The sequence below is a fragment of the Ectobacillus sp. OTK genome (assembly GCF_059698935.1).
Genome location: NZ_AP048547.1, coordinates 3,936,354 through 3,955,826, shown reverse-complemented (window position 1 = coordinate 3,955,826; position 19,473 = coordinate 3,936,354). Strand labels below are relative to the sequence as shown.

Annotated in this window: 17 protein-coding genes; 12 read left to right on the top strand and 5 right to left on the bottom strand. The window is 42.6% G+C overall.

Annotated elements, in window-relative coordinates:
- Positions 1–296: 296 nt before the first annotated feature.
- The 3 genes from AC6HZ4_RS19550 to AC6HZ4_RS19540 all read left to right on the top strand — a co-directional run bounded on the left by AC6HZ4_RS19550 (position 297) and on the right by AC6HZ4_RS19540 (position 1,975).
- Positions 297–470 carry a hypothetical protein gene (locus AC6HZ4_RS19550; protein ID WP_497491369.1) on the top strand — a complete coding sequence of 58 codons (174 nt, stop codon included), beginning with the start codon at positions 297–299 and terminating at the stop codon, positions 468–470.
- Positions 471–1,163: 693 nt separating this feature from the next.
- Complete coding sequence (locus tag AC6HZ4_RS19545; protein WP_497491367.1) at positions 1,164–1,343, top strand: hypothetical protein; 180 nt, start codon at positions 1,164–1,166, stop codon at positions 1,341–1,343.
- A gap of 182 nt (positions 1,344–1,525) precedes the next feature.
- Positions 1,526–1,975: an NUDIX hydrolase gene (locus tag AC6HZ4_RS19540; protein WP_497491366.1), complete on the top strand. Its 450-nt coding sequence runs from the start codon at positions 1,526–1,528 to the stop codon at positions 1,973–1,975.
- Positions 1,976–2,121: 146 nt separating this feature from the next.
- Here AC6HZ4_RS19540 and AC6HZ4_RS19535 read toward each other — a convergent pair whose 3' ends face one another.
- Entirely contained in the window at positions 2,122–2,319 is a 198-nt protein-coding gene (locus AC6HZ4_RS19535) for a hypothetical protein (protein ID WP_497491365.1), read from the bottom strand.
- Positions 2,320–2,613: 294 nt separating this feature from the next.
- Here AC6HZ4_RS19535 and AC6HZ4_RS19530 point away from each other — a divergent pair, with 294 nt between their 5' ends.
- Positions 2,614–3,144, top strand: a complete 531-nt coding sequence (locus AC6HZ4_RS19530; protein ID WP_497491364.1) for a DUF3267 domain-containing protein — start codon at positions 2,614–2,616, stop codon at positions 3,142–3,144.
- 150 nt (positions 3,145–3,294) lie between these two features.
- Here the strand turns inward: AC6HZ4_RS19530 and AC6HZ4_RS19525 are convergent, their stop codons facing one another.
- Entirely contained in the window at positions 3,295–4,053 is a 759-nt protein-coding gene (locus AC6HZ4_RS19525; RefSeq protein WP_497491363.1) for a hypothetical protein, read from the bottom strand.
- A gap of 178 nt (positions 4,054–4,231) precedes the next feature.
- Between AC6HZ4_RS19525 and AC6HZ4_RS19520 the strand changes: the two genes are divergently transcribed.
- The 6 genes from AC6HZ4_RS19520 (at position 4,232) to AC6HZ4_RS19495 (ending at position 12,031) form a co-directional block, all read left to right on the top strand.
- Entirely contained in the window at positions 4,232–5,770 is a 1,539-nt protein-coding gene (locus AC6HZ4_RS19520; RefSeq protein ID WP_497491362.1) for an MDR family MFS transporter, read from the top strand.
- A gap of 132 nt (positions 5,771–5,902) precedes the next feature.
- Entirely contained in the window at positions 5,903–6,583 is a 681-nt protein-coding gene (locus tag AC6HZ4_RS19515; protein ID WP_497491361.1) for a response regulator transcription factor, read from the top strand.
- Positions 6,583–8,058, top strand: a complete 1,476-nt coding sequence (locus AC6HZ4_RS19510) for a sensor histidine kinase (protein ID WP_497495783.1) — start codon at positions 6,583–6,585, stop codon at positions 8,056–8,058. Before AC6HZ4_RS19515 ends, AC6HZ4_RS19510 begins: the two co-directional genes overlap by 1 nt.
- Positions 8,059–8,356: 298 nt before the next feature.
- Positions 8,357–10,117 (top strand): alpha-glycosidase, encoded by a 1,761-nt coding sequence (locus AC6HZ4_RS19505; RefSeq protein ID WP_497495782.1) that lies wholly within the window; start codon positions 8,357–8,359, stop codon positions 10,115–10,117.
- Positions 10,118–10,367: 250 nt separating this feature from the next.
- Positions 10,368–11,042, top strand: a complete 675-nt coding sequence (locus AC6HZ4_RS19500) for a response regulator transcription factor (protein ID WP_497491360.1) — start codon at positions 10,368–10,370, stop codon at positions 11,040–11,042.
- Positions 11,039–12,031 (top strand): sensor histidine kinase, encoded by a 993-nt coding sequence (locus tag AC6HZ4_RS19495; protein ID WP_497491359.1) that lies wholly within the window; start codon positions 11,039–11,041, stop codon positions 12,029–12,031. Before AC6HZ4_RS19500 ends, AC6HZ4_RS19495 begins: the two co-directional genes overlap by 4 nt.
- Here AC6HZ4_RS19495 and AC6HZ4_RS19490 read toward each other — a convergent pair whose 3' ends face one another.
- The 3 genes from AC6HZ4_RS19490 to AC6HZ4_RS19480 all read right to left on the bottom strand — a co-directional run bounded on the left by AC6HZ4_RS19490 (position 12,032) and on the right by AC6HZ4_RS19480 (position 15,721).
- Positions 12,032–14,002 (bottom strand): FtsX-like permease family protein, encoded by a 1,971-nt coding sequence (locus AC6HZ4_RS19490; protein ID WP_497491358.1) that lies wholly within the window; start codon positions 14,000–14,002, stop codon positions 12,032–12,034. It abuts the gene before it with no gap.
- Entirely contained in the window at positions 13,999–14,745 is a 747-nt protein-coding gene (locus tag AC6HZ4_RS19485; RefSeq protein WP_497491357.1) for an ABC transporter ATP-binding protein, read from the bottom strand. Before AC6HZ4_RS19485 ends, AC6HZ4_RS19490 begins: the two co-directional genes overlap by 4 nt.
- An 85-nt stretch (positions 14,746–14,830) precedes the next feature.
- On the bottom strand, positions 14,831–15,721 hold the full coding sequence (locus AC6HZ4_RS19480; protein ID WP_497491356.1) for a LysR family transcriptional regulator: 891 nt from the start codon (positions 15,719–15,721) through the stop codon (positions 14,831–14,833).
- A gap of 97 nt (positions 15,722–15,818) precedes the next feature.
- Here AC6HZ4_RS19480 and AC6HZ4_RS19475 point away from each other — a divergent pair, with 97 nt between their 5' ends.
- Together AC6HZ4_RS19475 and AC6HZ4_RS19470 are read left to right on the top strand one after the other, a co-directional pair.
- Positions 15,819–16,730 (top strand): DMT family transporter, encoded by a 912-nt coding sequence (locus AC6HZ4_RS19475; protein WP_497491355.1) that lies wholly within the window; start codon positions 15,819–15,821, stop codon positions 16,728–16,730.
- Between the two features lie 546 nt (positions 16,731–17,276).
- The gene (locus AC6HZ4_RS19470) at positions 17,277–19,469 is read left to right on the top strand and encodes an ArnT family glycosyltransferase (protein WP_497491354.1); all 2,193 of its coding nucleotides are present in this window, start codon (positions 17,277–17,279) and stop codon (positions 19,467–19,469) included.
- Positions 19,470–19,473 lie beyond the last annotated feature (4 nt).

Sequence of the window (19,473 nt, the reverse complement as noted above, 5' to 3'; positions counted from 1 at the left end):
CTCTGAAGTGAGATACGACAGTATATGAGATACTTCTCTGTTTTGTTTGTACGATTATCTTGGTTATCCAGGAAAAAACGGTGCTCTTGTCGGAAAAAGGTGAATGGAAAACGTCGAAAGTCATTTTCTTTTTTTGTATAATAAAAATGGATAAATCTAGAAAATGCAGGAGTTATAAACAGTGTATTTTATCTCGTATAAAATCGTAAAAAACAATCTTATATTTTGGCCTTATAGCTTTTAGATTGTCTGTTTCTTGCTTTCAAGCTCAAATGAGCGCAGAGGGAGGAATACTGATGAATAAAGGAAGAAAGAAAACATTTATGTTTAGTTTGCTGGCATCGGCCTGTTTTAGCGGCGGAATTGCACTGAAGCCTGTGATGGCAAGTGCTCCGACTGTAGGTGTGTTTTTCGGAACGATTTGTGTGCTGGCTGCCGCATTTTTCCTAGGAAAAACAGAAGCAAAGTAACAAAAGGACAAGACTGCATTCCTTGCTTCTTTTGTTGTTAAAGATTAGGAAGATATAACTTTTTGGGATGTTGTCTAGCTCCATTCTGAAAAATAATCTTCCCCAGCGTATTGGCAAAAAGCGTTTGTAGTGGTAAAGAGCGCACAGAATACTTCCGTGAACCTGCTCCGCCCGAACCGCGCGGTTTATGCGCAAGTTGTTTTGCTGCGGGAGCAAAGGCGAGGAGTAGTGCCGCTGCCTTATTTATAGCTCTGTTATATGGTATTATTGATTTAAAAATACAAGGAAGAGGCTGCTGTATTTAAACAGAGCCTCTTCTTTGCTTGTTGTCCAAAAACAAATGACACAGTCAAAATAATCACGACTGGAATGATCATTAGTGGATGTACAAAAAATGTTGTCGGAACTGGAAGGCAGCCAAACTCAAAACTAAGATAGGTACAAGTGTTGGCACATCATGCAGTTAAGCTAGAATTCTCGCTCTTTTAAGAAAGTGCTGTCTTTTTTTGTTGAGAAAACAAGGATTTCTCCGTTTTTCGGCGAATGTTATAGGTTATATAGAAAAAGTGGGCAAATGCTAAAGGGGACTGAGAGATTGTATGAGAGTGAAGTGCATTTTACGTTCGTACCTCGGCAGAACAGATAGGGCGGCGCTTTCCTGCATGTTGCTGCAACCACATGGAGGTTGAATATATGCAGCTCGTTTGGTTGTTTGTATGTACGGCGCCAATTACAGCATTTTTATTTCTACATCAGTGTTTGTCGATGACAAGAAAGAAGAGAAGAGAAGAGCCTCATGGGAATGGCGTATTTACTGCTTTTACGCTTATCTATATAGTAGGCACGATGCTGCTGCTGACGATAGGAGGTTAGCAGTTTTCCGTGTGAAAGCAGAGTTTGCTGTGAATAAAAGAAATGTATGGATAGATGAAAGGAGAACATATTATATAGATAGTATGTTCTTTTTTTGTGGACATATATGAGAAAGGATTTATATTGTTTGAGAAAGAATCCGCCTAAAAGCTGGAAGATAAGAATAGAGGAGGAATGGCAGAATGGGATATATAGAGGAACTGCGCGGAGCGGTGGGAACGAGGCCGCTTATTTTGACCGGATCAGCTATTATCGTGCTCAATAATTTGCAGGAAGTGCTGCTCCAGCTGCGGACGGATACGAATGATTGGAGTGTACCAGGCGGAGCGATGGAAGCGGGGGAAACGATTGAGGAAACGGCATCGCGTGAGCTGCTCGAGGAAACGGGATTAACGGGCAAATCGCTGCAATTTCTTGGCGTTTTATCCGGGAAGGAGCTGTATTATAAGTATCCGAACGGAGATGAAGTATATAACGTAATCCATGTGTTTCAATCAGATTCGGTTGCAGGCTCCTTGCGAACGGACAGGGAAGGACAAGCTCTGCAATATTTTCCAATTGGAAAGCTGCCAAAGCTAAATCCGGTGACAGAGCGTATTTTACATAAGTTTTTATTCGCATTAACAGAGTAAGCTTTAAATAAAAAAGAGGCCTCCTTAAAGGAAGCCTTTTCACTTTGAACATATGGGGAAAGTCCTAATGCTTGTATTCTATGCTATAGTATATGCTGCATGTTCACCTTTTATGACATTGTAATGCAACAGAACATTCAAACCCTTCACGCGGGAATTGAACGTGATAGAATGCTTTGGATTATAAATCGAGCTTTTTCAATGGATCCTTCGCCGGCTCCGACAATGGCAGCATCCACATGAATACTTTCATTCAGCTGAGGGAAGGAGCGGATATGCTCGGAATCGCGCCAATATGGCTCTGGAAAGCGGGGCATTTCCTTGGAATGGTTATATTCGTTCATAAAATCTTCCTCCACTTCTTTTTTACAGCGTTGTCTAGCGCCCGCGGGCCATACTCCAGTCTTGAAATAACCTTTGAAAAAAGAAAAAACACCTTGTGTGCCAGAGAACACACGGAAAGCGTCGATGCATCAGCTTCACCCAACTCGCGCGTTTTGTGAGAGGGTTGTTCTTCCGCAGGAACAAGGGTGGGCCGTGTCCGCTTTTCTTATAGGACTCCCGTTATATGGAATATAATTCCTTGTAGTATTTTTTATGCTATGATCGTTACAATGATGTAAGAAGGAGGGGAGTATATGAAGCGGTCAGAAGTGCTCCTTGACCCGAAGAATCTAAATAAAATGGCTATCGTGTATATGGCTGTTATCGGGCTAATAGCGATGGCTGTCTATATTTTGATTTGGGGTGTTCAGCTGGAACTGCAATTTTCCTTTTTCATTAAGCTGGTTGTGCTATATATAGTCGGCATTTTGCTGCATGAATGGTTTCATGCCGTCGGTTTTTTTCTATTTGGAAAGGCAGCTTGGGATGATGTGGAGTTCGGGTTGGCCCGTAAACATTTTGTTCCGTATGTACATTGTAAAATTCCGCTGGCAATCCGCGCTTATCGCATCGCCTTATTGCTTCCGCTTTCGATAACCGGGATTTTGCCTCTTGTGATTGGTATCATGATTGGCAAGGGAATACTTGTGGTTGCAGCTGTGCTATTAATAGCTGGAGGGGTCGGCGATTGGCTGATTTTTCAAAGGCTTCGTCCGTTTAGCGATGATGCGAGGGTGGAGGATCATGCGAGTGAGATCGGCTGCATTGTTTATGAAGCTGTGTGAAAGGGACGGTATTGCCGTCCCTTTTATGATAATTGAACAGGGACATTGGGAAGCCCTAAACGAAAGAGCGTTCCCAATGTTTAACGGCAATTTCTTTATTGCATAATTTTATAAAGAGGGAGAAACGCTTTGGATTTAATCTGTTCTCCATCATTCTGAGAAAAACTTATGTTCTACAAGCAGCAGTAAATTGGCTGCTTTGCTTGTCAGCAATGCGAGGAGTTCCTGTGCTTGATTCTCCTTATCCGTCAGGAATGAAGCAGGCCATGACTGTTCATGAAGCCAGCGGTTTAGAAATAACATGCAGCTGGAGCTAGTTTCGGCGATTGTGTCAGAATCGAGCTCCCAAAAGCTGTCCGACGGATCGCATATCTCCAGCAGCAGCATAGCTGTCGACTCAAGCGCCGTTTGCAGGGAGAATGGTGTATCTGCTTGTAAATCGATGCTCATGCGCTCGTTTGCTTCCAGCAGCATCCCATATATGTAGAGGAGCGATACGATCGCATCTTGTTGTTGAAAAGACTGAAGTACTTTCATTTCGTCAAAGGGAAAGCTATGTTCTTTCCAAACAGAAAAGCGAATATAATGAACGAGTTTGCCAAATTCCTGATCGGATTGCCGGGTAGAGTTTTTGTAGGAAGCAGCTGACCAGGACACAATTTCATTTGATACAAGCTGTGCAATTACACTGCTCTTGAGCGGGTCTGCTTGCGGAAACAGCGGATTCGCATGGTGCAAAGTGCGCAGCAGTATGCCGCTAAATAATGTCTCCAATCCGTATGCCTCCAGCTTTTCCTCACGATGCACGGCAGGATTTTGCAATGCGATGGCTGCATCATGGAAGACATCAACGAGTCCCTCAATAAAAGGATGCAGCTCCACGCTGCGCTTAGGTGGAACAATAGACATGACGGGTTCCTCATTTCTTTTTCTTAGTTTTGAATAGGCTATGCGTATTTTACCATATGAAGGACTAAACCTGGTAGAGACTGGTGCTGCATCCTTTCTTTTTACTCAAAATCAGAAAGGTTGATGAGAAATTAGATTTAAATATATAATAAGGAATAGTATGGAAAGGAGCTGGCATATGGTTAAACAAGATGCGAATATACGTTTCGTCCTAGCGGGTCTGCTGCTGGGTATTTTTATGGCTGCAATTGATAATACAATTGTTGCCACAGCGCTAGGAGCCATTGTATATGATTTAGGCGGAATTGATAAATTCGTCTGGGTTACATCAGCTTACATGGTTACAGTGATGGCCGGCATGCCAATTTTCGGGAAGCTGTCCGATATGTACGGACGAAAGCGATTTTTTATTTTTGGCCTTTTGGTATTTTTAATTGGTTCTGCACTTTGCGGCTTGGCGCAAAATATTGAACAGCTTAGCATTTACCGGGCGATTCAAGGAATCGGGGGCGGGGCGCTTATGCCAATTGCGTTCACGATTATTTTTGACGTGTTTCCGCCAGAGAAGCGGGGAAAGATGACAGGTTTATTCGGGGCGGTATTTGGACTTTCGAGCGTGATTGGTCCGCTGCTGGGGGCGTACATTACAGAGTACATAAGCTGGCACTGGGTATTTTATGTAAACGTACCGATTGGTGCTGTATCTTTATTTTTTATCTGGAAGTTTTATAAGGAATCCACTGAGCACCGCAAGCAAAAAATTGACTGGTGGGGCGCAATTACACTCGTTGTTGCTGTTGTTAGCCTTATGTTTGCGCTAGAGCTTGGCGGAAAGGAATATGCGTGGGATTCTACACAAATTATTGGGTTATTTTCATTATTCGGTGTATTCTTCCTTGCCTTTTTGTACGTGGAAACAAAGGCATCTGAACCGATTATTTCATTTTGGATGTTTAAGAGGAGAATTTTTGCAACGTCGCAGGCTCTCGCGTTTTTATATGGTTCTACATTTGTTATTTTAACAATTTATATCCCGTTGTTCATTCAGGCTGTATACGGCGGCTCTGCGACAAACGCAGGCTTTATTCTAATGCCGCTTATGCTGGGATCTGTTGTAGGAAGCGGCTTTGGCGGCTCGCTCCAAACGAAGCTGAAATTCCGTACCCTTATGATCGTTTCTATTATTGCGTATACATTCGGTTTTTATTTACTGACAACGCTCACACCAGAAACAGCGCGTTGGCTGCTAACGGTGTACATGATTATTACGGGCTTTGGGATGGGCTTTTCATTCTCGTTATTGCCGTCTGCCTCTGTACACAATCTTGATCCGCGCTTTAGGGGATCAGCTAACTCGACGAACTCGTTTTTCCGTTCTCTTGGTATGACGCTTGGGATTACGATTTTTGGAACGATTCAGACGAATGCCTTTACAGATCAGCTGAAGGAGGCATTCAAAGGAATGCAAGGGGGCAATATGTCTAATCTCGGTGATCCGCGCTCTATCTTTGAAGCAGGGCAGCGGGCTAAGATTCCGGCTCCGATTCTTGATAAAATTGTGCAGGCGATGTCTGATTCGATTACAAGTGCCTTTACTTGGGCGCTTATACCCATTGCGGCTGCTTTCATTGTTGTGTTGTTTATGGGCAATGCACGGGTAGAGGTGAGAAAAGAAGGAAAAGGCACTCTGCCAGAAGGAAGAATGGCAGGACAATAAAATGCGACAAAAAGCATCGGCTTATTCCGATGCTTTTTGTCGTATTTTCAACAAATCTTCAGTTTTCCTTCAGCACTGTTTAAGATAAAAAGTACATAATGAAAGATAAATAGAAGAATCGGAGGAACGTGTATGCAGCAGCTACAAGGCTTTAAAATATTAGTAGTAGATGATGAGCCTCATATTGTCCAATTTTTAGAGTTCGGGCTGGAGAATGAGGGCTTTGAGGTGCGGACAGCCTTTGATGGCATGTCAGCCATTGCCGCAGCAAAGGAATTTCAGCCGCATGTTGTTATTTTGGATGTGATGATGCCGGGAATGAATGGATTTGAAGTGTGCAGAATGCTGAAAAAAACGGAGAATGTGGCAGTAATTATGCTAACGGCGAAGGATGAGGTAGATGATCGGGTGAAGGGATTAACGCTCGGTGCCGATGATTATGTGATTAAGCCGTTTAGCTTCGAGGAGCTGCTGGCGCGCATTTATGCCCGCATCCGCAATCAGTTTCCGAATTTATTCGGTGAGGTTGTTATCGGTCCGTTTCAAATTGATGACAGACGGAAGGAGATTAAGTTTGATGGCCGTGTGCTTGAATTATCTCCAACTGAGTACGGATTGCTCCATTTTTTAGTTTTGAATCATGGCCTTGTGATTAGTAAGGCAGTTATTTTAGATAAGGTATGGGGATATGATTTTGGCGGAGATGAAAATATCGTTGAAGTGTACATTCGTTCGCTGCGCGATAAATTGCAGGATAAAGATCGGCAGTTTATTAAAACGGTGCGTGGTGCGGGCTACCGGGTCGATTTATGATGAGAAATAGATTTCGTCGATTGAGGGAATTGTTTCCTTTAGGGTCGCTCCGCGTTCAGCTTTTATCCCGCACGTTGCTTATTTTGGCTGCGCTATTAATGCTAGTCGGTTTGCTGCAGTATGTATTTATGAAGGATGTTGTTTATAAGAGTAAGGCGAGCAGCTTGCAAAGTCAGGCTATGTCGATTCCTCCTATTGCTTGGGAGAGAATGGAAGGCAATAAGAAGAATGAAAAGGATCAGCCGCCATTCTTTTTTATTCCTGAGGCAAATTTGGTTTTTATAGATTGGGACGGCAACTATACAATATTGTCTGACGGCAATCAGAATGCAGCACCGCCAAAACTCGCAGAGGAGCAATATGCAAAAGCATTAAAGCGAAAGCCCGAGCTGAAGTATAGCATTGTGAAAAACAGTGCAGCAGCGGAGCAGCTTGTCGTGCTGCATCCTGTTGTTTCTAATATTGGAAACGTTATTGGAGTTGTTCAAATTAGTACACCGACGGCTCCGCTGAAAGAGCTGCTCCTCAGGCAGCTCGCAACCTTTATCGCTTTGTCGCTGCTCGCAATGCTGCTCGGTTTGTTTGGTTATTTGCCGGTGCTGAGAAGAACGCTTATTCCTCTTTTTAATATGGTGGAAACAGCAGAGCAAATTGATGCAGGGAATTTGGCAAGACGATTTCCAACTGCGCAGCGTCAGGAAGAAATTGATCGGCTCGCCGCTTCCTTCAATGGAATGCTAGAGCGTTTGGAAGCATCATTTAAAGCGGAGCAGGAGACGAAGGAGCAGATGCGCCGCTTTGTAGCGGATGCTTCTCATGAGCTGCGAACGCCGTTAACATCGATACATGGATTTTTGGAGGTGCTGTTAAGAGGGGCGGCCAATAAGCCGGATCAGCTGAATCGTGCACTGCAAAGCATGCATAGCGAATCAGAGCGTCTTAATAAGCTCGTACAAAATCTTCTGTTGCTGGCTAAGCTTGATCGTACGCCAAATCTAGAACTCATAACAGGGGATTTAGGGGGGATGCTGCGAGAGATGGAGCCGCAGCTGCGCATTTTGGCAGGTGAGCGGCAGGTGAGTCTGGAAATAAAAGGGGATATGACGTGCAAGTGTGACAGAGATCAATTAAAGCAGGTTGTGTTAAATCTATTTCATAATGCAGTCCAACATACAGATTCTAAGGAAGGACGTATTCGTATCATACTGACAGAGGAAAAGAACAGTGTGCAGCTGGCTGTTTCTGATAACGGACCGGGAATAGGACCCGAGCATTTGCCGCATGTATTTGAACGATTTTATCGAAGTGACTCATCTCGTACTCGCAAGTACGGAGGAGCGGGGCTGGGTTTATCAATTACGAAAGCAATTGTGGATGCACATGGAGGAACGATTCATGCTGTAAGCGAGGAGGGGAAGGGCAGCAGCTTTTACGTACGACTGCCGAAGGAGCTGACGAGTCCAGACTTTTCTTAATCAAGAAACCCTGTACCCGCCAATCTGAAAGTGAAAAATACCCTCAGGCGAGAATTTTTTACATATTCAATTTGAAGATGTTAATGTTCTCGTTTTGAGGGTATTTGTTTTTACTAGGCGATGTCTATTTTTATCTATCCATAAGCTTCTCTTCCATTTTACATATCGGCACATATGAAGAATGATTTAGCAATGTTGAGTGAAAATAATGGATACATTACTTTCACTCAAGCAAGATATCCTTAACGTAAACATTTCTAATAACTAACGCTTTGATGAGAATGGGGGAATCATTATGATTACTCGAGAAGCAATCTATCATCGTCCGAAAAATAACTTTGCATACGCTTATGATACACAAACGCTGCATATTCGTTTGCGCACTAAGAAGAATGATGTAAAGACAGTAACCCTCATTCATGGTGATCCGTATGTATGGCAGGAAGGTGCTTGGCAATACAAAACAAGCACGATGCATAAAATAGCGGCTACAGAGCTATTCGACTATTGGTTTGTTGCGATTCAGCCAGAGTTTCGGCGTTTACGTTACGGCTTTGAATTAAAAAGCGATGAGGAAACAGTTGTATATACGGAGAGAGGATTTTTTAATGAAATCGTTAATAAGGATATTGCTCCTTATTTTTGTTTCCCGTATTTAAATGCAGAAGATGTATTTACTCCTCCTGCTTGGGTGCATGACACAGTATGGTATCAAATTTTTCCGGAACGATTTGGTAACGGAAATCCTTCGCTTAATCCTAAAGGTACATTGCCATGGGGCAGCGAAGAGCCGACACCGGCAAGCTTCTTCGGCGGCGATTTTGAAGGCGTCATTCAGCATATGGATCATCTTGTGCAATTAGGCATTACAGGCATTTACTTCACACCAATTTTCAAAGCAACAACAAACCATAAATACGACACAGTAGATTATATGGAGATTGATCCGCAATTTGGAGATAAGGAAACGTTTAAACGTCTTGTGCAGGTTTGTCATGAAAATGGAATAAAGGTGATGCTGGACGCCGTATTCAACCATAGCGGTTTCTACTTCGCACAATTCCAGGATGTATTAGAGAGAGGCGAATCATCGAAATACAAAGATTGGTTCTACATTCGGAGCTTCCCCGTACAGACAGAACCTGTACCTAACTACGATACATTCGCATTCACTCATATGATGCCTAAACTGAACACCTCTCACCCAGAAGTACGTGAATATTTATTAGAGGTAGGCCGCTACTGGATCCGTGAGTTTGACATCGATGGCTGGCGCTTAGATGTAGCAAACGAAGTGGGACACGATTTCTGGCGTGCATTTCGCAAAGAGGTAAAGGCTATTAAACCGGACGTATACATTCTCGGTGAAATTTGGCATGATGCCATGCCGTGGCTGCAAGGAGATCAATTTGATGCAGTGATGAATTACCCTTATTCAAGTGCAGCCATTCAATTCTTCGCCCAAGGTACGATGCAAGCAGAAGAATTTGCATACAAAACATCAGAAGCACTTATGATGTATTCAGAAAACATAGCCGAAGCAGCCTTCAATTTATTAGGAAGCCACGACACACCCCGTATTTTAACAGTATGCAAGGATAATAAGGAAAAAGTAAAACAGCTGTTTATCTTTCTGCTTTCGTCTCCGGGTACACCTTGTATTTATTACGGGGATGAAATTGGTATAGCAGGGGATGTGGACCCCGGCTGCCGCAAGTGTATGATTTGGGATGAAGAAAAGCAGGACAAAGATATGTTTCATTTCGTTGCTACGTGCATTCGTTTACGCAAGGAAAACCCAGCATTCGGCAATCGAGGCACATTTCGATTTATTGCGGCAAGCAATGAAACAAACCATATTATGTATACAAAAACATTTGAAGAGCAGACAGTGCTATTTGCATTCAACAACTCTGATAAAGAAATTACAGTGGATGTACCGTTTAACTTAAAAGGCAAAAAGGTTACGAACTTGCTGACGGGCGAAGAATCTGCATATGAAGCAGAGCATGTAGATGTAGTTCTTGCGGCGCATGGATTTGTTGTATTGGAATTTTAATAAAAAAGGACTGTATCCCATCGCCATCAAGGTAAGAAAAACTAAATTTATGAAGTAAGAGTGTAATGTCTCTTACATACTAAATAAAATGTGGTCCAAACGATCGTGAAAGAGGCGGTCGAGCGGTACCAGTGTTACGAGTGCCGCTTGCTTGTTGTTGTCGGAATAACGGTCAGTCCTAGCATAAAAATCTCCCAAAGATTGTGCTAAAATAAATGCAGTGACCATTCTTACAATGATGAGGGATTTTATGTATAGAATAATGATGATTGAGGACGATGAAAAAATTAGACGGATTGTCGCTGATACGTTAAAAAAGTGGCAGTATGATGTGGTGGAAGTGACCCAATTTGACCAGGTGCTAACGGAATTTGAGCAAGCAGATCCACACCTCATTCTATTAGATATCAATCTTCCCATTTTTGATGGATACTACTGGTGCCAGCAAATACGCTCGGTTTCCAAGGTGCCGATTATATTCCTTTCATCCAGAAATCAGAATATGGATATCATTATGGCGATTAATATGGGTGGGGATGATTTTATCCAGAAGCCATTTGATTTGGATATTCTTGTCGCGAAAGTCAGTGCGCTCATCCGCCGGAAATATACCTATCAGGAAGGTGAGAGCATCCGATTCATCCATCGGGGCTTGAAATTAAATGTAACCAATTCAACAATTGAATATAAAGGAGAAAGCACAGAGTTAAGCCGAAATGAATTTATCCTTTTACAATTGATGATGCGGAATATCGGGAAAATTGTTTCGCGCGAGGACTTAATGCAGGCACTATGGAATGAAGAACAGTTTGTCGATGATAACACACTAACCGTGAACGTGAACCGGATGCGCAGGAAAATCGCTGCGCTTGGGCTGGAGGAGTTCATTGTCACCCGGAAAGGAATGGGGTATTTGATCGAATGACCTTCCTTCGCTATCTAGCCTATGAAAAGCCTTATATTTATCTGTATCTAGCCGGTTTCCTGATCTCAGCCGCGGTATTTTTTACCGATAGTAATGGAGGCTTGGCATGGGAGACATTCTTCTATGCCTTTGCTCTATCATCGATTGTGTTACTCGGATTTTTATTATTTCGCTACCAGCAAAATGTACGTGTGATCCGACAAATGAAAAGTGAGGATTATGACAGTTTGTCGCTGGAAGGAGAATTCGCAAAGCAGCACATCGATGAACTGAAAAAGCAGCATATCCGTGAAATGAATCGGATTCAAGACAGGCAGAATGAGCATTATGATTTTATCGTCTCCTGGTTCCATGAGATAAAAACACCGATTGCGGTTCTTCGCTTACTGCAGCAAACCGATATGGACGCGGATAGTTTAAGGGAAGAGATCACGAAAATTGAAAATTATGTCGATCAAGCTCTCTATTACGCCAAGCTCGATAGCTTCAATCAGGATTACGATATTCAAAATTGTGACATTATCCAGATTGCGAAAGAAATCGTTAAGGCTCATTCGAAAACCTTTTTTTCAAAAAAAATCCGCATTGACATCCAGGCAGGTTCACTGGAGGTTCAAAGTGATCCTAAATGGCTGCAGTTTATCGTCAATCAGTTATTGACGAACAGTTTAAAATATACAGAACATGGCGGGGAGATTACCATTTCAGCATCCGAAACACCAAAAGAAAAACGGCTCATAATTCGGGACAGCGGGATTGGCATCAGCCAAAAAGACCTTCCGCGAATTTTTAATCGTGGTTTTACCGGAGAGACGGGACGGACGTATACGAAGTCGACAGGAATGGGTTTATATTTGGCGCAGCAATTATCGAACAAGCTTGGCCATTATATTACCTGCACGTCCGAGGTCGGCGTATATACCCAATTTATCATTCATTTTCCGAAAGATGATGATCCGTATTTATTTTTACAGCAAAAAACGCAATGACTAGCTCATTGCGTTTTTTTGGTTGACAATTTTAAAGTAAACACTGGAAGAGGATAAATAAAACAGAAAATAGATGACAAAATACAGAATCAGGACCGCTGTAATAATCGATGTGAGTTGTGGGAAATCTTTTACTTCCTCCAAGAGTGGATAATACAGGAAAAACCAGCTGTGAAGCATACCGAGGAAGAGCGGAGGCAAGAACACAAACAGTAATTGTTTGCGTATGACCCATTTCATTTCACTGTCATCCACTCCGATTTTTCGTAAAATCGAATATTGTCTTTGTTCTTCTGTCGCTTCTCGTAATTGCTTGAAATAGATGATGCTTCCTAAGGAAAATAATGCGATGACTGCTAGAAAAGCAGCGGAAAATAACAGCAAGGATGAACTTTCAATTTGAATCGAATAAAGATCGGAAAACGAAGCGTAGTACGTTCCCGGTGTTTTTGAAACAAGGGCACGAACTTTTCGCGATAAAGCAGCAGCATTTTTGGCATCCTCGATTTGATAGATTTCGAACGAGGCAAGGACTTCCTCCCGCTTTAGGCTTTCAAATGCTTCATCGGAAATAATCAATATGGAAGGTTTCATGCCTACATTGCCGCTTGACTCTGTAGCCCTGCTTAGTAAAGCATAGTCTCTTTTTTCAACCAGATTGAATGTAGTTTCTTCCTTAAGGTGTACGGTAAATCTTGGCTGTTTGCTTTCTGTAAACTTTATTGGTTGATCTATTCCTTTTGAAAGGGCAACCGCTTCTTGATTCTGCAAATTCACTTGTCCTTCATCGCCGCGCAGACTGACGATGTCATTAAATTGTGACTCTGAGAATAGAAGGACTTTTTCAGTAAATTCATATGCCTCTTCAAAGGCGATTTCCCTGTCAGTAACTGGTTTTGCAGATAGCCCCTCGATCCTCTTATGATCAATAATCGGATGTTCCTCCTCAATGATTCGTTCAATTTGTTTCTGTGTTTTTTCATCCTGCGAGGCAAACGCAATATGGTTCGGATATTCTCTCCCCACCGCATCAAATTGAACCGCATAGTTAATGGAAACGAAGCCTACTAAAAAAATGATTACCGCACTGAATAATGAAATAAAGGTAAGATTCAAGGTATTTCCACGAATCGAAAAACGCAAAGAAGAAATCCATAACATCTTGTTACCCTCATAATATTTTTCCCGGTGGCACATCTTTTCCAAAACCCAGCCAGAAAATTGTCGAAAAAATAAGTATGTCCCACCGATGATTCCCACTGTCACTGCAATCATGCTTGCCATGAGGTTTTCTTTCCAAAAAAACGAGTTTCCTGCCTGACTTATGAGAAAGAAGGCTACTCCTATCAACAGGACTGATAATAATGCAAGCCATGAGGAAAACTTAAGCGGCTTGTCCATTTTTGCTTTTGCATGAAATAATTCTATCAATTGGACCCTGCGCACACTTAAATAACTTTGGACACTAATAATGCTAATCAATAAGATGAATAAAAGAATGGTGAACCCCACTGCCTCTATCGGGAAGGCAAAGGAAATTACATCATCGTATTGCATCAAATTCATCAACAGCATGCCAAAGAATTTTGATAGTAAACCGCCGACCAAAATCCCGCTGACGAGTGAAATCGCGCTGAGAAATAAAGTCTCAAGAAAGACCATCAAGGCAATTTGCCGTTCACTCATTCCGTAAAGCAAATACATCCCAAATTCCTTTTTTCGCTGTTTCATAAAAAACGAATTAGCATAAAGGATGAAGAAAATAATGAACAGGAATACCACAACAGACGCGATGGACACGCTGATTTGGAAGTTCTCTTTATTTTCGATCGCAGCTAAAATATCGTCATTGAACATTAAGGATGAAAACGTAAAATGAATGATGACTCCGATAAGCATGGAAATGAAATAGATCGAATACAGCCGAAAATCTCGTTTAATGTTGCGCCATGATAAATCGAGCAAACTCATCGTCGATCGCCCCCTATGGCACTTTGAATCGTTAGGATTCGGTCAAAGAATTCTTTTTCTGATTGTTCACCTTTAAACATTTCATTGACGATTTTTCCGTCACGGAGAAAAATTACACGCTGGCAGTAGCTCGCTGCATACGGATCATGGGTAATCATCAGAACCGTTGTCTTAAATGTTTTATTGAGCAATTGAATTTGTTCTAGCAGCTGGGTAGCAGATCGGGAATCAAGTGCACCCGTCGGCTCATCAGCAAACACAATCGCTGGATTGGTAATGATCGCCCGTGCTGCAGCCGTGCGCTGCTTTTGGCCACCGGAAATTTCAGACGGATAATGATGTAAGATCGATTCAATATTTAACGCTTCAATTAATTTTGCTAATCGCTTCTCCATTTCTGCGACAGGTGTTTTTTGTAACGAGAGCGGCAGCAGAATATTTTCTTTCACTGTTAATGTATCCAGTAAGTTGTAATCTTGAAAAATAAATCCCATTCGTTTTTGGCGGAATTCCCGTAAGGCTTTCTTTTTCAAATCTAACAGCGATTTTCCCTCGATCCAAACATCCCCGCCGTTAAAGGTGTCAATCGTTGAGAGGGTATTCATTAATGTCGTTTTCCCAGAGCCAGATGGCCCCATAATCGCGGTGAATTCCCCTTGTTCAATTGTCAAATCAATATTTTTTAAGACTTGTGTTTTTCCGTAAGATTTCAATAAGTTCTTTGTTTGTATAATTTTAGCCATTGTTTCGCCCTCCTTCACCACCATACTATACCGACTAATTTGTCCTCCAGCCATCGACTTAACAACATCTAAAGTGACATTTTTGTCATGTTGAGTGAAGATCGGATAAATAAAGCTCTCTTGCTGTTTGTATGAACAGCTTAACCGCGACAGAAGCCTCTTTTAAGGAAGGAATCGCCAAGTTGATTTCTCTAAACGGCTGCGGGTTAATCGTACGGACTTGGACATTAGGCGGTAATGTTGACATCGACAACGAGATTTTGGATACGATCGCCGTACCCAGCCCTTCTTGAACCATATTTAACGCCGCGTTTATGTTATGAACATCGAATTTTGCCTGCAGGGTGGCTCCGGATTTGTGAAACAGTTCGTAAATCGGCGTATCAAAACCGCCTTTACAAAGAATCATAGGTTCATTACTCAAATCGGTGATTTGAATGTGCGGATGGTTCTGCAAGGGATGATCGTCTCGCAAGAGTAAACACAAATTGTCTTTGAGAAACGGAAGGATGTCAAACTCATCATTGGGCGGCATAATCCAGCCGACATCGATGAATCTAGACGATAGCCATTCTTTAATCTCCTCGATTGTTCCTTCATACAGTTCAAATTTTATTCCGGGATACTTCTCTCCAAAGACCCGCAGAATCTTAGGCAAGAAGTGGGCAGAAACAATCGGAAAGGATCCGATGCGAATTATTCCGACCTCATAGCCCTTTTCAGCTGTAACTTCTTGCTCCACCCTATTAAAGCCATTCAAAATCTCTCTAAATATCACAAGTAAACGTTCGCCTATATCTGTAAGAATAATTCCTTTTTTTCTATCTCGAATAATGAGTGTGACCCCTAATTCCGATTCAAGCGTAGAGATGGCGCGACTAACAGCAGGCTGTGTCATATTCAATTCTTGTCCTGCTTTTGTGAAGTTTCCGGTCTCGGCTATTTTTACGAACAATAGAAGTTGTGAATGAGTCATAACAATTTTGATATACCTCCTATAATAAACATTCATTTTATTTATTATAAGATACATTGTATCATGATAAGAAATAAATAACAGGAGTTGAAGAGGTATGTTACAACTTTCGCGTACGCGGGCAGCTGTTTATATTTTGTTTCTTGTTATTATGTGGGGGGTAAACTGGCCGCTATCCAAATATGCGCTCGAGTTCACACCTCCATTACTTTTTGCCGGCTTGAGGATATTTATTGGGGGTCTCATATTAGTTCTCTTCGCTTTACCCCGTTACAAAAAGCTTGATCTGAAAAATACGTGGCACATCTATCTCATCTCCTCAGTTTTGAACATTATTGTATTTTACGTACTCCAAACCATAGGGCTGAAATTTCTGCCTGCCGGACTTTTTGCAACGATTGTTTTCTTTCAACCGGTACTGCTTGGCATTTGCTCTTGGGTGTGGCTGGGGGAAGAAATGTTCTTCCGGAAAATTGTTGGCCTGATTCTTGGTTTCCTCGGAGTCGCTGCAATCAGCCTTAACGGAGGTTCTGGCCATATTTCATCTGTTGGGATTTTGCTCGGTTTAGGAAGCTCGGTTTGTTGGACTTTCGGTACGATATATATGAAGAAAACAGCAGCACGGGTGGATGCCGTCTGGGTGGTTGCTCTTCAGATTTTCATTGGCGGAATCGTATTATTAGTTATCGGTTCCTCCATTGAAAATTGGAATGATATCGTCTGGAAAATGCCATTCATATTGAATTTGTTGTTTATTTCGGTTTTCGTTACTGCTTTGGGCTGGCTTGCTTTCTTTAAACTTGTCGGCTCGGGCGAAGCAAGCAAAGTGGGTTCTTTTACCTTTCTTATACCGCTAATAGCGCTTATGACCAGCGTCATCTTCTTTGGTGAGACGGTAACCTTTAAGTTGGTGGCGGGACTTGTTCTGATTATTACCAGTATTGTCTTGGTTAACTCAAAACCGAAAGCTTTACGTATGAAAGAACAGGGTTTATATCAAGAGTCCTAAACAGAATCATTCATTCCTCGTTAATTTTCTGGATATAGGGGTTCTGACGCATGCCCATCAAGCTGATCTAACGATATGTTCTCTAGAAGAGAAAAACGCTATCCTTTTACTAGAATTATTAAAAAGGATGGCGTTTTTTTATGAATATCCTACTCTCACAAGAATTGCAACTCTTTGTTCAGGAACTATATCCCCTCAACTTCTTCAGAGACTGATTTATCCGCCTTCGCGAACAAAGGCGGACCGATTCCGCTTTTCTCGTTGTCTAGCTTTATCGGCCTGTTCTCTATGAGGAAAATGCCTGTATCAATGAGGAAAAAAGCGACTTGTACGTGGATTATTCTTCGACAGGACAAGAGTGGGTAGTAAGATCTTTTCTTATTTTGGCTGGAAGCCTTGCTTTCAGCAAACATTCAGCTATCCCTCAAGAAGTGCTCAGTTTCTCTTAAGGGGCAATTCAGTTTCAGTGTGTATGCTAGAGACAGTCAGAAATAAGAACAAACCTAGAGCTGAGTCTAGGGTAAGGGATGAGAGGAGAAATAGAACATGAACACAAAACAACATAGGCGGTTTGACATTGTTCTCGTCGGAATCGCCATACTCTCCGCTTTCTTAAATATCTTCAATATTTGGAACAGCGGAAACGCAAACGCATATTACACCGCGGCGGTTACAAGTATGCTGCAAAGCTTTCATAATTTCTTTTACGCTTCGTTTGATCCAGCCGGATTTATTACGGTAGATAAGCCGCCGGTTGTATTTTGGGTGCAAACAGCGTTTGCTGCAGTCTTTGGTGTACATGGCTGGAGTGTTATTTTGCCGCAGGCTTTAGCAGGAGTAGGCTCGGTACTGCTTATGTATACACTTGTGAAACCGACGTTTGGCAGGACAGCCGCGCGGCTTTCGAGCTTAGTTATGGCATGTATGCCAGTTGCGGTAGCGGTGAGCCGTACGAATAATATTGACAGCTTATTAGTGTTTACGCTTCTTCTTGGAGCATGGATGCTGCTTCGCGGCGTTCGCAGCGGCAAGCTTGGCTGGGTGCTTGGCGCCTTTGCTATGATTGGTCTTGGCTTTAATATGAAAATGATGCAGGCATTTATGGTTGCTCCAGCATTTTACTTATTATATGTTCTTGCTTTTAAAGCACAATGGAAAAAGAAATTAATAGGTCTTGTAGCAGCAACAATGCTTATGTTTGGTGTGTCCGTGTCATGGGCTGTTGTAGTAGATTCGATTCCAGCAGAGGATCGTCCTTATATCGGCAGCAGCTCCACAAACTCTGTTCTAGAGCTTGCCTTTGGGTATAACGGGCTTTCCCGTTTGACAGGTAATAATTCTGTAGGCGGGCAGAGTGGAAGCGGCACGAAGCAACAGGATACGACAGCCGCGAGCCAACAAAACAATGGGAATACAGCAAATGCACAACAGACACAAAATGATACAACAAATACACAACAAAACGGAGGCACTCCGCCAAGCGGGGGACTACAAGGAGGAATGGGCGGTAACGGTGCCAGCGGCTTATTTGGCACAGGTCAAGCAGGTCCGCTTCGCCTCTTCCAAAAGGAATTGTCAGGACAAGCAAGCTGGCTGCTTCCTTTTGCAGCATTTGCAAGCGCAGCATTACTTGCGGGTATTCGTCTTCGTCAGAAATTTACGGATAAACAAATCGAGACTTTGTTTTGGTTAGCCTGGTTATTGCCAATTGCAGCATTCTTTAGTGTAGCGGGCTTCTTCCATCACTATTACTTAATCATGCTGGCACCAGCAATCGCAGGAATTTCTGGAGCGGGCTGGGTAGAGCTTTGGAGCAAGTATCGCAATAAGGAAGGATGGAAAACATGGTTATTACCTTCTTCTATTGTCGTAACAACAGCATTCCAATTGTATATTTTGCAGGCATATAGCAGCACAATCGGCATCGGCTGGTTAATTGCTGTAGGTGTTGCAGGGATGGGGACAGCACTCGCATTATTCTTTGCTCGTTCAAACAAAACGCTATCTTCACGGATAGCTTTAGCAGGAATGCTTGCTTTATTGATTGGCCCGTTATATTGGGCAGCGACACCGATTATTTACGGTGATAACACAATGATACCGCAAGCGGGTCCAAGCAGCCAAGGCGGACCAGGCGGTATGATGGGCAATGGGCCAAATGACGGCAATATGCCGCAGGGCGGACCGCCATCATTTGGAGCAACGTCTGAAAATAGTTCGACTAGCAGCACGATATCACAAGATGGAGGGCAGCAAATGAATGGTACAATGACACAAAATGGGGGATCACAACCAAGTGGCACAGGTACTGAAGCAAGAGCAGCACAGGACGGCGGAAGATCCGGAATAGGCGGCGGACAGGGAAGCGGAGTGAATGAAGCATTGCTTAGCTATGTGACAAAGAACAATACAGGTGAAACATTCTTATTTGGAACTACAAATTCTAACGCTGCTTCCTCGTATATTATTGAAACAGGAAAAGCAGTTATGGCAATGGGCGGATTCTCAGGAGAAGACCCTGCACTTACAGTCGAAAAGCTTCAAAAAATGGTAGACAATAATGAAATTAAATTCTTCTATATTTCAGATAATGGTCCAGATAGAGGCAATTCAGATGTACTGACTTGGATTAAGGAGCACAGCACAGAGGTACCGGCAAGTGAATGGCAAGGAAGCTCATCCCAGTCAAACACAATGGGAATGGGTGGATCAGGTACACTGTATCAAATTAATAAATAAGGCT

What these genes read in the sequence shown, in the direction of transcription:
- AC6HZ4_RS19550 (WP_497491369.1), top strand. Translation starts at nt 297, where the DNA reads ATGAATAAAGGAAGAAAGAAAACATTTATGTTTAGTTTGCTGGCATCG.
- AC6HZ4_RS19545 (WP_497491367.1), top strand. Translation starts at nt 1,164, where the DNA reads ATGCAGCTCGTTTGGTTGTTTGTATGTACGGCGCCAATTACAGCATTT.
- AC6HZ4_RS19540 (WP_497491366.1), top strand. Translation starts at nt 1,526, where the DNA reads ATGGGATATATAGAGGAACTGCGCGGAGCGGTGGGAACGAGGCCGCTT.
- AC6HZ4_RS19535 (WP_497491365.1), bottom strand. Translation starts at nt 2,319, where the DNA reads ATGAACGAATATAACCATTCCAAGGAAATGCCCCGCTTTCCAGAGCCA.
- AC6HZ4_RS19530 (WP_497491364.1), top strand. Translation starts at nt 2,614, where the DNA reads ATGAAGCGGTCAGAAGTGCTCCTTGACCCGAAGAATCTAAATAAAATG.
- AC6HZ4_RS19525 (WP_497491363.1), bottom strand. Translation starts at nt 4,053, where the DNA reads ATGTCTATTGTTCCACCTAAGCGCAGCGTGGAGCTGCATCCTTTTATT.
- AC6HZ4_RS19520 (WP_497491362.1), top strand. Translation starts at nt 4,232, where the DNA reads ATGGTTAAACAAGATGCGAATATACGTTTCGTCCTAGCGGGTCTGCTG.
- AC6HZ4_RS19515 (WP_497491361.1), top strand. Translation starts at nt 5,903, where the DNA reads ATGCAGCAGCTACAAGGCTTTAAAATATTAGTAGTAGATGATGAGCCT.
- AC6HZ4_RS19510 (WP_497495783.1), top strand. Translation starts at nt 6,583, where the DNA reads ATGAGAAATAGATTTCGTCGATTGAGGGAATTGTTTCCTTTAGGGTCG.
- AC6HZ4_RS19500 (WP_497491360.1), top strand. Translation starts at nt 10,368, where the DNA reads ATGTATAGAATAATGATGATTGAGGACGATGAAAAAATTAGACGGATT.
- AC6HZ4_RS19495 (WP_497491359.1), top strand. Translation starts at nt 11,039, where the DNA reads ATGACCTTCCTTCGCTATCTAGCCTATGAAAAGCCTTATATTTATCTG.
- AC6HZ4_RS19490 (WP_497491358.1), bottom strand. Translation starts at nt 14,002, where the DNA reads ATGAGTTTGCTCGATTTATCATGGCGCAACATTAAACGAGATTTTCGG.
- AC6HZ4_RS19485 (WP_497491357.1), bottom strand. Translation starts at nt 14,745, where the DNA reads ATGGCTAAAATTATACAAACAAAGAACTTATTGAAATCTTACGGAAAA.
- AC6HZ4_RS19480 (WP_497491356.1), bottom strand. Translation starts at nt 15,721, where the DNA reads ATGACTCATTCACAACTTCTATTGTTCGTAAAAATAGCCGAGACCGGA.
- AC6HZ4_RS19475 (WP_497491355.1), top strand. Translation starts at nt 15,819, where the DNA reads ATGTTACAACTTTCGCGTACGCGGGCAGCTGTTTATATTTTGTTTCTT.
- AC6HZ4_RS19470 (WP_497491354.1), top strand. Translation starts at nt 17,277, where the DNA reads ATGAACACAAAACAACATAGGCGGTTTGACATTGTTCTCGTCGGAATC.